The 16,217-nt window shown below is 68.4% G+C and carries 13 protein-coding genes; 6 read left to right on the top strand and 7 right to left on the bottom strand.

What is annotated here, in order from left to right; translation table 11 throughout:
- Positions 1 to 227: 227 nt before the first annotated feature.
- Both J2851_RS03070 and rnd read right to left on the bottom strand, forming a co-directional pair.
- Positions 228 to 1,517, bottom strand: coding sequence for a hypothetical protein (locus J2851_RS03070; RefSeq protein WP_209763583.1), 1,290 nt, complete (start codon positions 1,515 to 1,517; stop codon positions 228 to 230).
- A gap of 241 nt (positions 1,518 to 1,758) precedes the next feature.
- Complete coding sequence (rnd, locus tag J2851_RS03065) at positions 1,759 to 2,925, bottom strand: ribonuclease D (RefSeq protein WP_209763568.1); 1,167 nt, start codon at positions 2,923 to 2,925, stop codon at positions 1,759 to 1,761.
- A 177-nt stretch (positions 2,926 to 3,102) separates the two neighbouring features.
- Here rnd and aspS point away from each other — a divergent pair, with 177 nt between their 5' ends.
- Positions 3,103 to 4,932: an aspartate--tRNA ligase gene (gene aspS / locus J2851_RS03060; RefSeq protein ID WP_209763566.1), complete on the top strand. Its 1,830-nt coding sequence runs from the start codon at positions 3,103 to 3,105 to the stop codon at positions 4,930 to 4,932.
- 105 nt (positions 4,933 to 5,037) lie between these two features.
- On the opposite strand, the gene J2851_RS03055 is transcribed toward aspS, so the two are convergent.
- A complete protein-coding gene (locus J2851_RS03055; RefSeq protein ID WP_209763558.1) occupies positions 5,038 to 5,265 on the bottom strand; it encodes a hypothetical protein in 228 nt (75 codons plus the stop codon).
- A 141-nt stretch (positions 5,266 to 5,406) separates the two neighbouring features.
- Entirely contained in the window at positions 5,407 to 6,309 is a 903-nt protein-coding gene (locus J2851_RS03050) for a cell envelope integrity EipB family protein (protein WP_209763556.1), read from the bottom strand.
- 106 nt (positions 6,310 to 6,415) lie between these two features.
- On the opposite strand from J2851_RS03050, the gene J2851_RS03045 reads away from it, so the two are divergent.
- The 5 genes from J2851_RS03045 (at position 6,416) to J2851_RS03025 (ending at position 11,737) form a co-directional block, all read left to right on the top strand.
- A complete protein-coding gene (locus tag J2851_RS03045) occupies positions 6,416 to 7,408 on the top strand; it encodes a 2-hydroxyacid dehydrogenase (protein WP_209763553.1) in 993 nt (330 codons plus the stop codon).
- A 198-nt stretch (positions 7,409 to 7,606) separates the two neighbouring features.
- The gene (locus J2851_RS03040) at positions 7,607 to 8,329 is read left to right on the top strand and encodes a GGDEF domain-containing protein (RefSeq protein ID WP_209763551.1); all 723 of its coding nucleotides are present in this window, start codon (positions 7,607 to 7,609) and stop codon (positions 8,327 to 8,329) included.
- 254 nt (positions 8,330 to 8,583) lie between these two features.
- On the top strand, positions 8,584 to 9,684 hold the full coding sequence (locus J2851_RS03035; RefSeq protein ID WP_209763549.1) for a sensor histidine kinase: 1,101 nt from the start codon (positions 8,584 to 8,586) through the stop codon (positions 9,682 to 9,684).
- 193 nt (positions 9,685 to 9,877) lie between these two features.
- Positions 9,878 to 10,291 carry a response regulator gene (locus tag J2851_RS03030; RefSeq protein WP_281415959.1) on the top strand — a complete coding sequence of 138 codons (414 nt, stop codon included), beginning with the start codon at positions 9,878 to 9,880 and terminating at the stop codon, positions 10,289 to 10,291.
- Between the two features lie 30 nt (positions 10,292 to 10,321).
- A complete protein-coding gene (locus tag J2851_RS03025) occupies positions 10,322 to 11,737 on the top strand; it encodes a PleD family two-component system response regulator (RefSeq protein ID WP_209763547.1) in 1,416 nt (471 codons plus the stop codon).
- A 114-nt stretch (positions 11,738 to 11,851) separates the two neighbouring features.
- Here J2851_RS03025 and rpmG read toward each other — a convergent pair whose 3' ends face one another.
- From rpmG to rnr, 3 genes are all read right to left on the bottom strand, one after another.
- Complete coding sequence (gene rpmG, locus J2851_RS03020; RefSeq protein ID WP_012974790.1) at positions 11,852 to 12,019, bottom strand: 50S ribosomal protein L33; 168 nt, start codon at positions 12,017 to 12,019, stop codon at positions 11,852 to 11,854.
- 167 nt (positions 12,020 to 12,186) lie between these two features.
- Complete coding sequence (locus J2851_RS03015; protein ID WP_209763545.1) at positions 12,187 to 13,698, bottom strand: S41 family peptidase; 1,512 nt, start codon at positions 13,696 to 13,698, stop codon at positions 12,187 to 12,189.
- 230 nt (positions 13,699 to 13,928) lie between these two features.
- A complete protein-coding gene (gene rnr / locus J2851_RS03010) occupies positions 13,929 to 16,178 on the bottom strand; it encodes a ribonuclease R (protein WP_209763543.1) in 2,250 nt (749 codons plus the stop codon).
- Positions 16,179 to 16,217: the final 39 nt, after the last annotated feature.

The following is a 16,217-nucleotide window of genomic DNA, read 5'->3' as shown; positions in this document are numbered from 1 at the left end:
GGGGGTGTGGGGGGGGGGGGGGCCCCCCCCCCCCCCCCCCCCCCCCCCCCCCCGGCGGGGGGGGGGCCGCCCCCCCCCCCCCCCCCCCCCCCCCCCCCCGCCACTTTGGTACGTCCGGCAAGAGCCGGACCCCCTCACCCTAACCCTCTCCCCAGAGGGGAGAGGGGATTAAGTCGCGCCTTTACGCGAAGGCGGGGATGACGGAAATGCAGTGAGTAAGAAGCCGCTCACGCCACCTTGGCGTGGGAGATGGCTTCGCGGACGCTGACGCCCTTGCGCAGGATGTTGTCCACGGCGCGGCCCTGGACCATGGTGATGCCGACCTTGTGGGCGTAGACGAGGCTCGACACGCTGTCGCAGCGGGCCAGGATGAACTTGCAGCGGTCCTGCTCGTTGATCCGGTCCATGAAATACTTCTCGAAGGTCGGGTCCATCTCCAGCATGTCGCTGGACCAGAAGATCTTCGCGTAGTCGACGTTCAGGTATTCCAGGTCGAAGTTGGTGACCCAGAAGGGGTTCAGGCCGTCGACCGCGATCTGGTACTGGCGGTCCTGGGCGAACTCCACCACTTCGTTGAACAGCGTCAGGTTCTCGATCAGGTCGCCCTTGGAAATCTCAAGGACGACGTGGCCGCGGAAGTCGATCGGCAGGCGTTCGTCGAACTTCACGAAGCCGGTGGAGATCACCGTCGACAGGTTGATGTTGATGCCGATGCGCCGGCCGCGCATGAAGCTGAGCCCGTGGTTCAGCGCGCGCAGCACCGACTGGTCGAGGTTGGCCGTGAAGTAGTTGAACAGCCACTTGTTGGCGGTGATGTCGTAGTCCGGGCAGAGCCGCTCCTGGAGCAGCTTGATCGAGATGTACAGCTCGAAATAGGCCATTTCCTCGTCGGCGCTGCGGCCGATGTTGGCGATGGCCTGGTTGAACAGGAAGGGCGAGAGGTCGAACATCTGCATGGCGCGTTCGAGCTTCGCCATCTCCTCCAGCGTGATCGGCGGCTTCGTCTCGGTGACGTGGCTGCCCGTCTCGGTCGCCTGAAGCTCCTCGATGAAGCGGATGACGTTGATGAAGTTCAACGCCAGTTCCATGATCGAGTAGAGCGAATATTCCTTGTAGGGGTTGGGCCCGGTCAGGGTGGTCTTCGACAGGAAGATCTGCTCGACCTTCTGGCAGACGTCGGTGACGCCCGTCAGCTTCAGGCCCTTGTAGAGGATGATGACGTCGCCGTTGGAGATGTTGAAGGACTGGAGGTAGGAAGCCTTGTTGGCCAATTCCTGGATGATCGTGCGGACGATCATCTGGCTCGACGGGTCCTTGTCCTTCAGCAGCGACAGGTGCATGTGGATCAGCCGCATGCCCTGCAGTTCGGATTTCGCGGAGCGCAGAAGGTTCAGCAGCTTGTCGTTGTCGAACTCGGGCTTCTGGTCCTTGGCGGCGGCCACGGCGGCTTGCTTCTCCGTCGTGGAAAGGCGGACGCGGTCGCGCCCCATGGGTGGTCTGCCGCCAAACCTGCTCATACGCGAATTCCCCCAAGCCGGCACAAAAGTTGTGCGCGTCCCCCGAAGCCGGGCAGTGTCCCCGCGAACCGGATCCGCCGGATACACGGCATGGATACGGTGTCCAAGAGATATTAGCCCTATCCTTTTTTAAGAATGCCTTAAAGCGTGGTTAATTGGGGGAAAATGTTTCAAATTTTCCTTGGACAAGCGGGATTCTGTCAAGGTGAGGCGCGGTGCGCGGGGCCATCCGGCCCCGCCGTCACGCGTTGTCTTCCACCCCGGTCGGCACGATGCGGACACGCCGGTCGAGAACCGCAAGCCCGACACGGCCGTGCTTCAGCGCCAACGCGTCCTCGCCGAACAATTCGCGTCGCCAGCCATGCATGGCGGGCACCCGCGCGTCGTCGTCAGCGGCGATCGCCTCCAGGTCGGCGGCCGACGCCACCAGCTTCGACGCGACGTTGTTTTCTTCGCACTTCATCTTCAGAAGCACGCGCAGCAACTCAACGATCGGTTGAAGACCCGGCGGAGGCTCCTCCCGCGGTTCGATGCGCGGCAGCTCGGAGTCGGGCAGGTCGAGCCCGCGCTGCACGCAGGCCAGCACGTCGGCGCCCTGGCGCCCCTCGGCGAAGCCGCGGCCCATGCCGCGCGTGCGCGCGAGGTCGTCGACGGTCGTCGGCGCGTGCGCCGCGATCTCCAGCAGCGCCTCGTCGCGCAGGACGCGCGACCGCGGCTGGTCGCGCCGCTGTGCCTCGCGCTCCCGCCAGGCGGCCAGCTCCTTGAGGATGGCCATGAAGCGCGGCTTGTTGGTGCGCACCTTCAGCCGCAGCCACGACGTCTCCGGATCGACCTGGTAGGTCGCCGGGTCGGTCAGGACGGCCATCTCCTCCTCCAGCCAATGGGCGCGGCCGGTGCGGACGAGGCGGCGCTTCAACTTTTCATAAGCCGGGCGCAGGTGGATGACGTCGGACAGCGCGTAGGTCAGCTGGCGGTCGGTCAGGGGGCGCTGCGACCAGTCGGTGAAGCGGCTGGACTTGTCGATGCGGGCGCCGGCCAGCTTGGTGACCAGCGTCTCGTAGCCCACGCTCTCGCCGAAGCCGCAGACCATGGCGGCGACCTGCGTGTCGAACAGCGGGTGCGGGATCTGGCCGGTCAGGTGCCAGAAAATCTCGACGTCCTGGCGGGCGGCGTGGAAGACCTTCAGGATCGAGGGATCCACCATGACGCGGAACAGCGGGGCCAGGTCGATTCCCTCCGCCAGGGGATCGATGGCGACGGCGCCGTTCGGACCGCCGACCTGCACGAGGCAGAGCTGCGGCCAATAGGTCTTCTCGCGCAGGAATTCGGTGTCGACGGTGATGTACTCGGCCCCCGCCAGCGAGCGGCAGAAGGCGTCCAAGTCTTCGGTCGTGGTGATCAGTGTCATGATCGCTTCATACACGAGCGCGCGGCCGCGCGAAAGCTCGCCCTTCGGCATGTCCGCCCGGTTGGGCGGGAGGGCACGAAAGCACGGATGCAGGGTTGACAATCGGGCGCTCTCGGTGTGGTGTGTCGGGCCGCCGTTACGCGCAGGATTCCGACCTTTTCCAAGGTGTTTCGACCCATGCACCCCTACCGCACGCACACTTGCGGACAGCTCCGTGAAGAGAACGCTGGCCAGACCGTCCGTCTGTCGGGCTGGATCAACCGCAAGCGCGACCATGGACAGCTGCTGTTCATCGATCTGCGCGACCATTACGGCCTGACGCAGTGCGTGGTCGATACCTCCAACCCGGCCTTCCATGTGGCCGAGCGGCTGAAGCTGGAATCGGTCATCACGGTGACCGGCAAGGTGGTGAAGCGCACGCCGGAGACGATCAACGACCGCCTGCCGACCGGCCGCATCGAGGTGCAGATCGGCGAGCTGACGGTGCAGAGCGAGGCGGAGCAGATCCCGCTGCAGGTCAACCAGGACGCCGACACCGGCGAGGACGTGCGCCTGCGCTACCGCTTCCTCGACCTGCGCCGCGAGCGCATCCACGAGAACATCGTGCTGCGCTCCCGCGTCATCGCCTCGGCGCGCCGCCGCATGATCGAGCAGGGCTTCACCGAGTTCCAGACGCCGATCCTGACCGCCTCCTCGCCGGAGGGTGCCCGCGACTATCTGGTGCCCAGCCGCAACCACCCGGGCAAGTTCTACGCGCTGCCGCAGGCGCCGCAGCAGTTCAAGCAGCTGCTGATGGTCGCCGGCTTCGACCGCTACTTCCAGATCGCCCCCTGCTTCCGCGACGAGGACGCGCGCGCCGACCGCTCGCCGGGTGAGTTCTACCAGCTCGACTTCGAGATGTCCTACGTCACCCAGGAGGACGTCTTCGCCGCCATCGAGCCGGTGCTGCACGGAATCTTCGATGAATTCGGCGCCTTCCGTCGCGAGAGCAAGCCGGTCATCGACCAGGCGCCGTTCCGCCGGATCACGTTTGCCGAGTCGATGCTGAAGTACGGCAACGACAAGCCGGACCTGCGCAACCCGCTGGTCATCACCGACGTGACCGACGTCTTCAAGCGCGACGACGTCGAGTTCCGCGCCTTCAAGCAGACCATCGAGAAGGGCGGCGTGGTGCGCGCCATCCGCGCGCCGAAGGTGGCCGACAAGCCGCGCAGCTTCTTCGACAAGCTGAACGACTGGGCCCGCGGCCTGGGCGCGCCGGGCCTCGGCTACATCCTGTTCGAGGCGGCCGGCGGCAAGGGCCCGATCGCCAAGTTCGTGCCGGAGGCCGCCCAGGCGGAGCTGCGCACGGTGGTCGGCCTGGAGGACGGCGACGCGGTCTTCTTCGTCTGCGACCAGCCCGGCCCGGCGGCCAAGCTGGCCGGCTTCGCCCGCACGAAGATCGGCGAGGAGCTGGACCTGATCGAGAAGAACGCCTTCCGCTTCTGCTGGATCGTCGACTTCCCGATGTTCGAGCTGGACGAGGAGACCAACAAGGTAATCTTCAGCCACAACCCGTTCTCCATGCCGCAGGGCGGCCTGGAGGCGCTGAACACCATGAACCCGCTCGACATCAAGGCGTACCAGTACGACATCGTCTGCAACGGCGTGGAGCTGTCGTCGGGCGCCATCCGGAACCATCTGCCGGAGGTGATGTACAAGGCCTTCGAGATCGCCGGCTACCCGCCGGAGGAGCTGGAAGCCCGCTTCGGCGGCATGCTCAGCGCCTTCAAGCTGGGCGCCCCGCCGCACGGCGGCTCGGCCCCGGGCATCGACCGCATCGTCATGCTGCTGGCCGACGAGCCGAACATCCGCGAGGTCATCGCCTTCCCGCTGAACCAGCGCGCCGAAGACCTGCTGATGCAGGCCCCGGCCCCGGTTGACCAGGCGCGCCTGCGCGAGCTGCACCTGAAGCTGGACCTGCCGAAGCCGAAGGTCGCGGCGGAGGCGCCGAAGCCGGCGAACTGAAGTTTGATTCCGTCCCTCTCCTCCTGCAATGGGGGAGGGGGACCGGCACAATAAAAAGCCCCTCGTCCGCGTGGACGAGGGGCTTTTTTGTTCGGTCCGCTCTGGTCAGGCCGCGACGCTGCCGGGGGGCGGCGGGGGAACCAGGCGGTAGAAGTTGCTGTCGGTCAGGACGAGGCAGCTGAGGGTCTTGTAGTCGCCCTCGTCCTCCGTGCTGACGACCTGGGCGTGCGGGATCCCGAACAGGACCACGGTGGCCTTCACGCGCCAGCACCGGCCGTTGGTCGCGCCGACGGTCTGGAACACCTGGCCGACCTGAACCTGCTTCTTGCTCATCGCGAACCCTCTCGTGCCATCGCTGCCGTTGCCGCAACGCCAGGTGGGTGCGGGCCGGCGCGACCATGCTTAGCCGGGGTTCCTCAAGATATGGTAAAGCGGGGGTGAAGGGGTTCGCCGGACCGGATCAGCAGCCGGACTTCAGCAGCCGGATTTGGGCAGGGCCTCGATCTTCTCCAGCACCGCGTTGACGGTGAAATCGCCGTAGTCGATCTGCATGGATTCGGCGACGCCGTTCTGCAGCAGGCGGAGGCTCATCTCGTATTCCGGCTGGGCGGCGTCGCTCTTCAGCGGGAAGAAGGCCATGCGCACCGGCCACGCCGTCTTGCCCTTCAGCAGCGGGTCGGTCACGTCCTCCTTGGCCTCGGCGGCGGTGCCGATGACCGTGGAGACCTCGGTGGCGCCTTCGGAGTCGGCCCCGTCGAAGACGATGCGGTTGAAGAAATGCTCGCCCGCACCGGCATGGTCCAGGATCGCCAGCGTGTGGGCGGTCGGGAACATGGTCTGGTCGGGCAGCTTCATCTCCTGCGGCTCCGGCTTGGAGAAGCTGGCGGACCCGCTGCCGTCCTTGTCCAGCACGGCCTCGCCGCGCACCTCCTCGTCGACCTCGCCGTTGATCAGCTTGCGGACGTTGAAGCGGTAGCGCTGCCCGTCCTTGGCCTCCCAGGTCGTGTAGTTGGTGTTCATCGCCATCTCGTCGCCCTCCGAGTAGGCGAAGCGCAGCTGGAAGCGCTGCTCGGTCGTCCAGCCGTCGCAGGCGTCGGCCCATTCGAACAGCATGCGGCCGCGCACGTCGGTGACCTTGGAGCTGTTGCGCGCCGACAGGAGCGACATCTTGTAGACCGCGCGGTGCGGCACGATGTTGGCCGCCGATCCAGAAGGGGGCGATCCAGAAGGGGCCGCCCCGGAGGGCGGCGTTCCGGGGGCCGCCGCGGCCGGTGTCGCCAAGGCCAGCAGGGATGCCGAGGTCACCAGGAACGCGCCGAAGGTCGCGCTAAGGGCGAGGCGGGCGGCGAAGCGGCGGTTCTGCAAGACGGTTTCCACGGGTGATTGGTGTCGTCGGATGGATTATGGGTGTTTCGATGTCGGATCGGAAGGCCCGGCACCTGAATAAGGCCACCCGAACAAACGGAAACGGGAGAATACACCCATGAGCACCGACGCCCAAGCTTCGCGGCCGACCCCGCAGGCCACCCTGCTGGTCACCCGGCGCCTGCCCGCCGCCGTGGAAGCCCGCGCGGCGCAGGGCTATGACGCCCGCCTGAACCCCGACGACACGCCGCTGGGCGGCGCCGACCTCGTGGCGCGGGCCGAAGGGGCCCAGGGCATCCTGTGCGCGGCCGGCGACCGGCTGAACGCGGACACCATCGCGGCCTTGCCGGCCAGCGTGCGCATCGTGGCAACTTTCTCCGTCGGGACGGACCACATCGACCTGGCCGCGGCCAAGGCGCGCGGGCTGGTGGTGACCAACACGCCGGACGTGCTGACCGACGCCACGGCGGACATCGCGCTGCTGCTGATGCTGGGCGCCGCCCGGCGCGCGTCGGAGGGCGAGCGGATGATCCGCGCCGGCGCCTGGACCGGCTGGACGCCGACGCAGCTGCTCGGCACCCACCTCGGCGGCAAGCGGCTGGGCATCGTCGGCATGGGGCGGATCGGCCAGGCCGTGGCCCGGCGCGCCCGCGCCTTCGGCATGACCATCCACTACAGCAACCGCAAGCGCCTGCCGGCGGAGTTGGAGGAGGGCGCCGTCTTCCACGCCGATCCGGAGGCGATGCTGGCGGTCAGCGACGTGCTGTCGCTCCACTTCCCGGCCACGCCGGAAACCACCCACTGGCTGAACGCCGCCCGCATCGACCGGCTGCCGCCGGGGGCCATCGTGGTCAACACCGCCCGCGGCAGCGTGGTGGAGGACGCCGCCCTGATCGCCGCGTTGCGCAGCGGCCGGATCGCCGCCGCCGGGCTCGACGTGTTCGAGAATGAGCCGAGGCTGCACCCGGACTACCGCGGCCTGGACAACGCCTTCCTGCTGCCCCACCTCGGCAGCGCAACGGTGGAGACGCGCAACGCCATGGGCTTCAAGGCGCTGGACAATCTGGACGCCTTCTTCGCCGGCGCCGAGCCGCCCGACCGGGTTGTCTAAAATTCGAAATGGAATTGAATAAAATACCGATAAAAATTTGCCGACCTGGGTGTGGGTGGGAAAATGCTGCCGGGGCGGCGAATGGGCACTGATGCGGGCAAAGCCGCGGGAATCCTGGGTTGTGGCGCTGATCCAACATTGGCACAGGGGTTGCGTGATGGGTTGGCGTAGGTTTCGCCGATCATGAGGAGCCCGCCCATGAACGCCATCGTCGCCGCCCTGAACCCCGCCTTGAACTCCGGCGCCTCCGCCGCCGACCAGCATGAGGGCAGGGCGTGGACGCCGGTTCTGCGGGGGGTGCGGCTGGGCACGCCACGGTCGCTCGATCAGGAGTTCCTCAAGCAGCTGCTGGCCGACGCCCAGGCGACCATCGCCGAGCAGCAGGAGCGGATCGCCCATCTGGAAAGCCTGACCATGACGGACGAGCTGACCGGGCTGCTGAACCGCCGCGGCTTCTACGACCACTTCCGGCGCGAGCTGGCGGCGGCCCGGCGTATCGGTGCGCCCGGCGGCACGGGCGGCGGGGTGGTGGTGATGATCGACCTCGACGGGTTCAAGGGGATCAACGACACCCACGGGCATCTGACCGGCGACTCCTACCTGCGGCAGGTCGCGCGCCTGATCGCCGCCGCCGTGCGGAGGGAGGACGTGGTCGCGCGGATCGGCGGCGACGAGTTCGCGATCCTGCTGACCGGGATGGACGCCAATGCCGGCGCGGCGCGCGCGCAGCAGCTTCTGGACATGGCCGAAGGCTGGCATCTCCATTGGAACGGCGCCGAACTGCCGATCCGCTTCTCGCTCGGCGTCCAGGCCTATGGCGCCGGCGACCAGGAGGACGAGGTGATGCGCAAGGCCGACGCCCACATGTACGGAAACAAGGGCCACCGCCGCCACCGCAGGGCGGAGCGCGCCTCCGCCTGAGTCAAGGCGGGGCGCGGTGGAGCGGGACAGCCTGTCGCACCCCCTCCTCGGCCCCTTGACCGAACGTCGCCTTCGGCCTCAGCTTCGCGGACTTCGCGACTGAAACGGGGCCTCTCCTGTCCGACCCTCCGGCTCTCCCCACCATCGACGCAGACACGTCGGCGCACCGCGCCGCCGAACCCCCGGGGATTGCCGCCGGCGAGGCCACGGATCCGCCGGATGATCAGCGGACCGCTGACCAGCGGATCACGGACATGCTGGACGTCATCCGGCCGGGCTTCGCGGCGCTGCGCGAGGCGACCGATGTCGGGGACCTGGCGGCGCGCGCGGCCTGGACGGTCCGTCGCCTGACGGGATTGGACCGGGTGGCCTTTTGCCGGTTCGACGCGGCCGGCGACAGCGAGGTGATCGCCGAGGACAAGGGCAACGCCGACGAGCCGTCGGGGGGCTGGCTGCCGGCGGGTGCTGGCGCCTCGCTCTGCCTCCCCATCACGGTGGCGGGAAAGCCCTGGGGAATGATGCTCGGCCATCACCGCCAGCCGCGGGTCGTGCCGCCGGCCGAGCGGGCGATGGCCGAGGCCGTCGCCGACACGGTCAGCCTGGGCGTTCGTGCGCTTGAGGTCACCGCGGCATCGAACGGCTGGGCCGACGACGGAAGCCGGACCAAGTCGAAGTTCCTGACCGAGGTCAGCCACGAGCTGCGCACGCCGCTGAACGCCATCATCGGCTATTCGGAACTCCTGCTCGAAACGGATTCCGGGCTGCTGACCGACCGCCAGCGCGACTTCATCCGCAACATCCGGGCGTCCGGCGCCCATCTGCTCGAGATCATCAACGACGTGCTCGACCTGTCGAAGATCGAGGCCGGGCGGTTCGACCTGCACGACGACGAGGTGGACGTCGCCCTGTCCGTCGCGGAGGTCCACGCCCTGCAGGAGCACGCGCTGGTGTCCGCCGAACTGAGCTTCGACGCCGTCCTGCCGCGGCCGCTGCCCCGGCTGCGCGCCGACCGCCGGGCGCTGTGCCAGATGCTGCTGAACCTGGTTTCCAACGCCGTCAAATACACCGAGCCCGGCGGAACGGTCGTGATCGAGGTCGCGCGGACGGAGGATGGGCTGTCCATCACCGTCGCGGACACCGGCATCGGCATCGCCGAGGAGCATCACGCGATGGTGCTGGAGCCCTTCCGCCAGGTGCCAGCCGGCCGGATCCGCAACCGGACCGGCACGGGCCTCGGGCTTCCCATCGTGCGGTCGCTGGTCGAGGCGCACGGAGGGCGGCTGGTGCTGGACAGCGCGCCGGGCCGGGGTACCCGCGTCGCGCTGCACTTCCCGGCCGAGCGCGTGATCGCATGACGGCGCCGGAGAGGGCGACGACCCCCGCGCCGGCCCGGCGATTCGCCACAAATGCTGTGTGGCGATGCCGCGATAGTAACGACAATTTAACCGTCGCGGCACAACAGTGATCAGGTTATACCGGTCCCTGACGCGTCCGCCCGCGGGAGTGGCCGCCACGTCCGGGACGGGCGACAGCCCTGGGAGGGGTTCGATGCTCGCGGAACCGAAAGGCCACACGATGTCGTCGGCGGAAGGCAAGCCGGTAAAGCGCGTCCTCATCGTGGAGGACAACGAGCTGAACATGAAGCTCTTCCACGATCTTCTGGAAGCGCACGGCTATGAAACCCTTCAGACCCGCGACGGGGTGGAGGCGCTCGCCCTGGCGCGCAAGCACCATCCGGACCTGATCCTCATGGACATCCAGCTGCCCGAGGTGTCGGGCCTGCAGGTGACGCGGTGGATCAAGGAGGACGAGGCGCTGAAATCCATTCCAGTCATCGCCGTGACCGCCTTCGCCATGAAGGGTGACGAGGAAAAGATCCGGGAGGGTGGCTGCGAGGACTACATCGCCAAGCCGATTTCCGTGACGAAGTTCCTTCAATCCGTTCAGAAGTTTCTCAGTTAACCAAACCCACGGGATCGGTCGAACCTCGCCATGTCCGCGCGTGTCCTTGTCGTTGACGACGTCCTGCCGAACGTGAAACTGCTCGCGGCGAAATTGACGCGCGAGTATTTCGACGTCATCACCGCCTACAACGGCCCCGAAGCCCTGGAACTGGTGCGGAAGGAGTCGCCGGACATCGTCCTGCTCGACGTCATGATGCCGGGAATGGACGGCTTCGAGGTGTGCGAGAAGATCCGGTCCGACCCCGACACCATGCACATTCCCGTGGTCATGGTGACAGCCCTGTCCGACGTCGCCGACCGTGTCCGCGGGCTGGAGGCCGGGGCGGACGACTTCCTGACGAAGCCGGTCAACGACATCGCGCTGTTCGCGCGCGTCCGCTCGCTCGTCCGCCTGAAGATGATGATGGACGAGTGGCGGATGCGCGAAAGCACGTCGGGCCAGTTCGGCGTCATCGAACGGTCGGGCACGCTGCGCAACGAATCCTTCGAGCGCGCGCGGGTGCTGGTGCTGGAGGACTCCCTCCTTGATCTGGAGAAGATCACGGAGACGCTGAAGCGCGACCACGACCACGTGATGTCGGCCAACACCTGCGCCAAGGCGCTGGAGCGCGCGTTGAGCGACGACCTCGACCTGGTCGTCATCAGCCTGACCCTGATGAACGAGGACGGCCTGCGCCTGTGCTCGCAGCTGCGCTCGCACGAGCGGACGCGGCAGGTGCCGATCCTGCTGGTGGTGGACGAGGGGGACCTGAACCGCGTCGCCAAGGGCCTGGAGCTGGGCGCCAACGACTACGTCATCAAGCCGCTGGACCGGAACGAGCTGCTGGCCCGCGCCCGCACGCAGGTCCGGCGCAAGCGGTACCAGGAGCGGCTGCGCGCGAACTACGAGCACAGCCTGTCCATGGCGCTGACCGACAGCCTGACGGGCGTCTTCAATCGCCGTTACGTCAACGCCCATCTGCCGCGCCTGCTGGAGCGGGCGATCGACAGCCACAAGCCGGTGGCGATCCTTCTGTTCGACATCGACCACTTCAAGGTCGTCAACGACAGCTTCGGCCACACCGTCGGCGACGAGGTGCTGAAGGAGGTCTCCAACCGGGCCAGCCGCAACCTGCGCACCTTCGATCTGGTCGCCCGCCTCGGCGGCGAAGAGTTCGTCGTCATCCTGCCGGACACCGATGTGGAGGCGGCCATGACCGTCGCCGAGCGGCTGCGCAACCAGATCGCCAACAGCATGTTCAAGGTGTCCGCCGACATCGGCGAGGTTCCGGTGACGGTGTCCATCGGCGTTGCCGTGGGCGGGCGCCTGGGCGATTCGTCCGAAGGGCTGATCCGCCGCGCCGACGAGGCGCTGTACGAGGCGAAGCGGTCGGGGCGCAATTGCGTGATCGCCGACCCGCGCTCCGACTTCCAGGGCGTGACCGCCCCCGCTCCCGCGCCATAAGCGGGGGCTGGGGACGGCAGCGCCGGGGCCGTGAGCGGTTTCGTGCGAAGACGTGAAAATGCAAAAGGCCGCCTGAACAGGCGGCCTTTTCGATTCCGGCGGTTCCGGGAAACCTTACTTGATCTTGGCTTCCTTGAACTCGACGTGCTTGCGCGCCACCGGGTCGTACTTGCGGAACGACAGCTTCTCGGTGGTCTTCTTCGGGTTCTTCTTCTTCACGTAGAAGAAGCCGGTGTCAGCCGTGCTCACCAGCTTGATGAGGACGGTGTTCTGCTTCGCCATGATCTCAATCCCGACAAAAATTCCGTGACCCGCCAGCCCGGCGGGGCGGCGTCGTAGCGGGGGAAGATACCCGCTACAGCCGCCATGTCAAGTCTTTGTAACCCACAAGCCCTTGTAATTCGCAGGGTGAAGGGCCAGGACGCGCAAGGGATCGCGCCCCCTGGCCTTCAGCGTTCCGCGACCGTGTTGCTGGAGGCGAGCGCCACCGCGCGCTGGTACATGGTCGGTTCCGACAGAAGGCGCAGCGCGACCTTCAGGTCCAGTTCCGGCTCATGCTCCTTCCAAGGGCAGGCTTCCCGCAGATGGGCCAGCGCGTCCTCGTCGTCGGCGGCCTTCGCGCGCCAGCCGGCGAACTGGGCCATGGGCCGGACGCGGCCGTCGCGCAGGTCGGTCAGCAGGGCGGACGCGTCGTCCTGCCCGCCGCGGCTGGTGCAGACGGTGGGCTGGACGCCCTGCCGGTGCAGCGTGTAGCCGGCGGGCGTGTAGATGCGGCTCCAGGTCAGGAACAGCTCGCCGTCGTTCGGCAGGCGGGTCACCGTCTGGACGCTGCCCTTGCCGTAGGAGGACGCGCCGACCACCACGGCGCGGCCGGAGTCCTGGAGCGCCGCCGCGACGACCTCCGCCGAGGAGGCGGAGCGTCCGTCGACCAGCACGACCATGGGCAGGCCGTCCGCGATGTCGTCCGGCGCCGCTTCGAAACGCTGCCGGCTGTCCGGATGCCGCCCTTCGGTGGTAATGATCTTGCCGCGGGCGATGAACAGGTCGGCCACGGCCACCGCCTGGTCGAGCAGCCCGCCGGGGTTGCCGCGCAGGTCGAGCACATAGCCGCGCAGGCCCTTGCCGACGCTCTGCCGTGCGGCCACCGTGGCCTCGCGCAGGTTGGCGGCGGTGGCGGCGTTGAAACGGTCGACCTTGAGGATGCCGACCTGATCGGCGACGGTCATGCTGACCGTGTTGGGGACCACGCGCTCGCGCCGGATCGGCGCGCGGCGCGGCGCGTTGCCGTCCCGCGCGATGGTCAGCAGCACCATGGTCCCGGTCGGGCCGCGCAGCCGGTCGCGCATCTCCGCCTCTGACATCTTGGCGGTGAGTTCGCCGTCGATGGCCAGGAGCTGGTCGCCGTCGCGGACGCCGGACCGGTCGGCGGGGCTGCGCGCCAGGACGTTGCGGATCACCGTGCGGTTGGCGCTGGTTTCCAGCGACAGCCCAATGCCGCCGTATCCTTCGCGCTGCGCGCGCTCGCTGGTCGCCCGCGTCGTGCCGGTGTAGCGGGAATAGCCGTCCAGGTCAGCCATCACCGAGTCGAGGACCGCTTGGTAGACCCGCTCAGGCGAGGCCTGGTACAAGGTGGGCGAGTAGAGGCGGGCGCGCTCCGTGGCCTTGGTGGTCAGGGCGGCCCAGCCGGCCGCGTCCGAGGCGGACGGTGCCGCGTACTCTCCGACCTGGCTGTCCGAGACGTACAGGCGTACGGCGTTGCCGGCCCGCTCCACGCGCGTGGCCGGGTCGATGGTGGTCAGGCCCTTCAGCCCGTCCAGCCCCAGCTTGGTGAAGTCGGCGGGCTGAAGGTACACCTCGGCGACCTTGCCGTAGGCGACGGAGAAGACCTGTTCGCTGATGAAGAAAGCGTCGGCGGCGGCCGCCGGCGGGGGTGGTTCGCCCCGATGGCCGAGGATCAGCATGACCGCTGCGATTGGGATGGCCGCGAGAGGGATTGCTAAGCGCCGTCGCGGCGAAGATCCTCGATTGCGAATGCCCATGGCGCGCCGAACGCGGCCTCCTTGTCCAGAGGCGGATCCGGACGGGGAACGCCCGGATTCGATTGGCCAAGGAATATCACTTCGGGGGAGTGGTCGGACGCGACAAAAGTCGGCGCTTTACCTCTTTGTTGCGGAAACTCCATGGATGTGGCTTACCGGCCACGGTCGCGCTTTCGCGAGGCGGATGGGGTTTTCCGGACCGGCGCGCCGGGCTGGTGGCCGGATTGCAACGGATGATCCGCGTCCTGGTCTTTCGGCAGGGCGAACAGCGTGCTACCGGTCAGCGGGTCCGCCTCCACCAGGATCACCGTGACCGGCGCGCCGAGGCGGTAGACGCGGCCCGTTCGCTGGCCGACCAGGGCGTGGGCGTGCTCGTCGTGCTCGTACTGGTCGTCGGGCAGGGTGCTGGCCGGAATCAGGCCGTCGGCGCCGCTCTCGTCCAGGCGGATGAACAGGCCGAAGCGGGTGACGCCGGACACCCGGCCGGTGAAGGTCTCGCCGACCCGGTCGGCCAGGAAGGCCGCGGTGAAGCGGTCCACCGCGTCGCGCTCCGCCGCCGCGGCGCGTCGTTCCATGGCCGAAATGTGTTCGCCGATGTCCTCCAGCCCGGCCGTCGCCGTGTCGTCCAGCCCGCCGGGGCCGAGCCCGTGGGCGCGGATCAGGGCGCGGTGCACGATCAGGTCGGCGTAGCGCCGGATCGGCGAGGTGAAATGCGCGTAGCGGGTCAGTGCGAGGCCGAAATGACCGATGTTCTCCGGGCTGTATTCGGCCTGCGACTGGCTGCGCAGGATGACCTCGCTGACCAGCTGCGACTCCGGCTTTCCGGACGCCTTGGCGAGGATGCGCGTGAAGTGCGACGGCGTCAGCGTCAGGACCTTGGGCAGTGCGTAGCCGATGCCGCCCAGGAACTCCCGCAGGGACTCCTGCTTGTCGGGCGAGGGCTGGTCGTGCACGCGGTAGAGGCCGGGCATGCCGGCGCTTTCCAGGCTTTCCGCCGCGGCGACGTTGGCGCAGATCATGAACTCCTCGATCAGGCGGTGGCTGTCGAGGCGCTCGCGCGGGGCGATCTCCGCCACCCGTCCGCGGTCGTCCAGGCGGACCTTCCGTTCCGGCAGGTCGAGGTCGAGGGTGCCGCGCTTTCCGCGTGCCGCCCAGAGGCAGGCGAAGGCGCCGTAGAGCGGCTGGAGGACGGTTTCCAGCAGCGGCGCGGTGACCTCGTCCGGCGCTCCGTCGCGGGCGGCCTGGACCTGCTCGTAGGTCAGGCGCGCGGCGGAGCGCATCAGGCCGCGCACGAACTGGTGCCGCCGAAGCGCCCCCTGGCGGTCGATCCACAGATGGACGGCGAAGCAGGCGCGGTCCTCGTTCGGGCGCAGGGAGCAGAGGTCGTTGGACAGCGCCTCCGGCAGCATCGGCACCACGCGGTCCGGGAAGTACACCGAGTTGCCGCGCTCGTACGCCGCCCGGTCGAGCGCCGATCCGGGGCGTACGTAGAAGGAGACGTCGGCGATGGCGACGAGCAGGTGCCAGCCGCCCTCGTTCGCCGGATCGCCGTCGGGCTCCGCCCAGACCGCGTCGTCGAAGTCGCGGGCGTCGGCGCCGTCGATGGTGACCAGCGGAATGGCGCGCAGGTCCGTGCGGCCGGTGAGGGAGGGAACGGAGGCCGCCTGCGCCTCGCGCACCGCGGCGGGCGGGAAGTCGGTCGGCAGGCCGTGGGTGTGGATGGCGATCAGGCTGACGGCGCGCGGTTCCGCCGTGTGGCCCAGCCGCTCCACCACGCGCGCCTGCGGCAGGCCGAGGCGCCCGGCGGGCAGGACGTCCACCAGCACCAGCTCGTCGGCTTCGGCGTCGTTGCGGTTGGCGGGCAGGACCATCAGCTCGGTCTTGTTGCGCTTGTCGGTCGGGATGACGCGGCCGCCGTCCGCGGCCGGGCGGTAGACGCCGAGGACCCGGCCGACCGTGCCCTCGATGCGGCGGATGGTGCGCGCCTCGTAGAGGCGGTCGTTGACGCGGGCGAGCTTGGCGAGGACGCGGTCGCCCACGGCCAGCGCGGGGTGGCCCTTCTTCTCCGGCATCATGAAGATGCGCGGCGGCTTGCCCTCGCCGGTCCAGGTCAGGGGACGGGCCAGCACCTCGCCGTCGGGGTCGATGGCGGACACCTCCAGCACCGCGACCTCCGGCAGGGATTGCGGCGGGGCGACGCGCTTGCCGCGCCCGCGCTCGACGGTGCCGTCGGCCTCAAGCTCCTTCAGCAGCTCCTTCAGCCGCTCGCGGTCGGCGGTGCCGGACAGCTTGAAGGCGCGCGCGATCTCGCGCTTGCCGACCGGAGTCGCACTGTCGCGGATGAAGCCGAGGATCGTGTCCTTGTCGGGAAAGGTGCCGGTGCGGCGGGGCGTGTCGCTCAAGGGACTCCGGGGAGTTCGGGCCGTGTGGAGTGGGCATGC

This window comes from Azospirillum rugosum (assembly GCF_017876155.1).
Classification (GTDB): Bacteria; Pseudomonadota; Alphaproteobacteria; order Azospirillales; family Azospirillaceae; genus Azospirillum; species Azospirillum rugosum.
This window is presented reverse-complemented; position numbering and strand designations above follow the sequence as displayed.

What these genes read in the sequence shown, in the direction of transcription:
- J2851_RS03015 (WP_209763545.1), bottom strand. Translation starts at nt 13,698, where the DNA reads ATGCTGATCCTCGGCCATCGGGGCGAACCACCCCCGCCGGCGGCCGCC.
- aspS (WP_209763566.1), top strand. Translation starts at nt 3,103, where the DNA reads ATGCACCCCTACCGCACGCACACTTGCGGACAGCTCCGTGAAGAGAAC.
- J2851_RS03025 (WP_209763547.1), top strand. Translation starts at nt 10,322, where the DNA reads ATGTCCGCGCGTGTCCTTGTCGTTGACGACGTCCTGCCGAACGTGAAA.
- J2851_RS03055 (WP_209763558.1), bottom strand. Translation starts at nt 5,265, where the DNA reads ATGAGCAAGAAGCAGGTTCAGGTCGGCCAGGTGTTCCAGACCGTCGGC.
- rpmG (WP_012974790.1), bottom strand. Translation starts at nt 12,019, where the DNA reads ATGGCGAAGCAGAACACCGTCCTCATCAAGCTGGTGAGCACGGCTGAC.
- J2851_RS03035 (WP_209763549.1), top strand. Translation starts at nt 8,584, where the DNA reads ATGCTGGACGTCATCCGGCCGGGCTTCGCGGCGCTGCGCGAGGCGACC.
- J2851_RS03070 (WP_209763583.1), bottom strand. Translation starts at nt 1,517, where the DNA reads ATGAGCAGGTTTGGCGGCAGACCACCCATGGGGCGCGACCGCGTCCGC.
- J2851_RS03040 (WP_209763551.1), top strand. Translation starts at nt 7,607, where the DNA reads ATGAACGCCATCGTCGCCGCCCTGAACCCCGCCTTGAACTCCGGCGCC.
- J2851_RS03045 (WP_209763553.1), top strand. Translation starts at nt 6,416, where the DNA reads ATGAGCACCGACGCCCAAGCTTCGCGGCCGACCCCGCAGGCCACCCTG.
- J2851_RS03030 (WP_281415959.1), top strand. Translation starts at nt 9,878, where the DNA reads ATGCTCGCGGAACCGAAAGGCCACACGATGTCGTCGGCGGAAGGCAAG.
- rnd (WP_209763568.1), bottom strand. Translation starts at nt 2,925, where the DNA reads ATGACACTGATCACCACGACCGAAGACTTGGACGCCTTCTGCCGCTCG.